1 protein-coding gene is annotated in these 2,999 nt (G+C 37.9%); it reads right to left on the bottom strand.

Annotated elements, in window-relative coordinates; genetic code table 11:
* Window positions 1–490: 490 nt before the first annotated feature.
* A complete protein-coding gene (locus ASJ81_RS10600) occupies window positions 491–2,107 on the bottom strand; it encodes an ABC transporter substrate-binding protein (protein ID WP_095644429.1) in 1,617 nt (538 codons plus the stop codon).
* Window positions 2,108–2,999: the final 892 nt, after the last annotated feature.

The following is a 2,999-nucleotide window of genomic DNA, read 5'->3' as shown; positions in this document are numbered from 1 at the left end:
TAAGCTATTTTGATAAAAGTTTCACTTTAGAAAGTAGCGGAGCGTATTGATTTTAAATAAAATATTCAAAAAAAATATCTAATGAATAAACAAATTCTTTGGCAAAAATGCCAAAGAATTTGTTTTTCAAGATTATTGCAGCTTTTTGAGGTAGTTAGCAGAGAAAATTGTAGGTTTGAGGAAAGAACAATAAGAGAAATCACTAGATTATGGAATTGTGTCGACGATAGTTAAGAATAATATATAAGAATATTATATTTAAAAACATGAAAACATGGTAAAACATGAGAACATGTGGAAGAAATAAAAACATGTGCAAAATATGAAAACACATGCAAAAAATAAAAACACAAATTTCAATCAAATTTTGCCAAAAAGAGTCACACTGAGGAGTTTTGTATCCCCAGCTTAATTAAGAACTTAAAGGAACAGTTCTCAGCCTTGCTAAAAGACTTTCATGACTGTTCTTCGCTGAAATCCAGATTTCAGCTTAGTTTCCTGTGCGTTTCCACTCCAGGATATTACCGAAGATATCGGCACCATGAGGCTGGATTTTTGGAGTCCCGATATCTATATCCTCGTCCATAATATACAGATAATTAATAGTTGCAATCCAGAGCCAGGTAGCATTTCCTTTTTCGGAAAATCCTGTTGTCCCATCCCAGGCAGCTAGTTGCCAGTTTTTATTGGCAGTGTCCTGATCAGTGCTGGTTATGGCTGTCCTAAGATAGTTATCCACGACCGAATTGTTGTATAGTATTATATTGTTGTAGTCTGCAGGATCGTAGCTTTTGCTGTAGTATTTCAGGTATAAGTCAGTTGGGTCCAGAGAGCCATAACCGAAAACTACAGGAGTTGAATGCGCCAGAGTATCAATCTCGTCCCAGCTCTTACCTTCAACTTTGATGTTTATTCCCAGTTTTTTAGCTTCCTCGCCCAATGAGACGGCTAATGCTTGTCTTTCCTGGGCGCTTGAAGGATACAGTAAGGTGAATTCCGCTTTCAACCCATTCTTTTCAAGAATACCGCCACCATCGGCATCTTTCCAGCCGCCGTCCGCTAAAATCTTCTTTGCTTCGTCTACATTTCCGTCTTCGAATATAGCTTCTTTATTGCCCCAGGGCAGTTTGTCAACTCCAGTAAATTCCTCTTCACCCTGCCCGTTTAACGCTCCATCGATTAAGGCCTGCCTGTCTATTCCGATGTTCAGGGCCTTTCTTATCGCAGGATCGGAGGTTACATTATTCCCGATTGAGTAGCCATTTTCCGTTTTCTTTCCCGTATCAGGCTGCATTGGGAAAGTTATTCCCCGAGCATCAATGGAACTGAGAGATACCATTTTCATTCCATCTACTTTCTGATTAGCGTAGGAAGAAGGAATTTCAGCCAGGTCAACCTGCCCTGATTTAGCAGCAGCAAAAGCCGTGTCGGACTGCATGAAGAGTAAAGTTATTTTTTTGAAGTACGGTTTCTGACCATAATAGTCCGGATTTGCTTCAAAGATCGCCTGCTGGCCTTTATCCCATTCTACAAATCGATATGGGCCCGACCCTATCGGATGTTCTCCGTAAGTTTCATTATAAGCGTGTTCAGGTACAATCCCGAGAGCTACAAGCTTGTGAATAAAAGTCGTTCGCGGGTCATCCAACTTGAATTCAACCGTGTAGTTATCAAGTGCTACCGCATTTTTCAAAACTGAGAGATCGACTCCACTCGAATTTGCTGCGGTATTAAATGTGAATGCCACATCTTTAGCCGTTAAAGGCACTCCGTCATGGAATTTAACGTCGTCCCTTATATTAACGACCCAGGTCAACCCGTCGTCACTAACAGAATAGTTTGTTGCCAAATCCGTAATAAGAGACCCATTACTGTCCTTTTTTAAAAGAGTACTTTGAACCAGCGGTTCACGACTATAACCCCATCCGGTAATCGGGTTAAAACCGGTTTCCGGCTCTCCGCCATGAGTTCCTACGGCTGCCACCAGTTCATCCGAGCCCTGGGAAGTCGATTCATCCGAGTTTTCGGAAGTTAAATTATCCGAACCTCCGGAAACCGATCCATCCGACATCATGGAAGCCGAACTTGCCGGCTCATTACCCGGCATAAAAGCAATAGCAGCCGCAATAATTATGGCTATTGCCCCTATTAAGATATATTGCTGATTTTTCTTGATTTAAACTCCTCCTTTCTCGTAGTCATATTAAATTATTGAAACAGTATTACCTACCAGTAGTGTTTTCAGTAATTTCAACCCAGTTAAATAACACTTTACTAAGAAAACATAACAATATTGCAATACATTCTTTGTAAAAAATAAGATAAACAAGACTAATCTCGTTTTGTTATAAATACATTTCTAAATATATGTAACATCAATATAGTAAATTTATAAAATTAAATAATACAAAATAATATTTTTATTCGTTTGTTAATTCTGGATTGAATTCAACTTCTTGATAAGAAAACTGTTTGAATTCAATGTTTTAAAAACAGCAAAAATATTATTGAACTAGTCCAGCCCTTAGATTTATTTAAAACGACTTGAAATACAAAAATTAAATAGAAAGAAAAACATATACCAAGATGTTTCCAAACTGCTAGAAACCCTGTTTTTCTTGTATTTATAAAGGGTTTGATAATTTTCCAACAAGAATTCGGACCCAAAAAAAGAACTCATTTCAGGCCTTTTCTAGCCAAATAACGGAAATTTTTGCCCTATTCGTGAGCAAGATCCACTAAAACAAGGATTGAAACCCCTGATAATCATAGCAGTAATGTAAAACAGAATATTCGTGAGCAAGATCCACTAAAACAAGGATTGAAACCAGTAAATGTACCCATCAGTACCAGTAGTTTTGAAGATTCGTGAGCAAGATCCACTAAAACAAGGATTGAAACTTGATGAGATATCAAAGTCTGCGTTAATCATAAAGGATTCGTGAGCAAGATCCACTAAAACAAGGATTGAAACGAGAAGACATTAACAGCTATAATAT

The organism is Methanosarcina spelaei (genome assembly GCF_002287235.1).
GTDB classification, from domain to species: Archaea; Halobacteriota; Methanosarcinia; order Methanosarcinales; family Methanosarcinaceae; genus Methanosarcina; species Methanosarcina spelaei.
The sequence above is the reverse complement of the archived record's forward strand: the minus strand, read 5'-3'. Positions and strand labels throughout refer to the sequence as shown.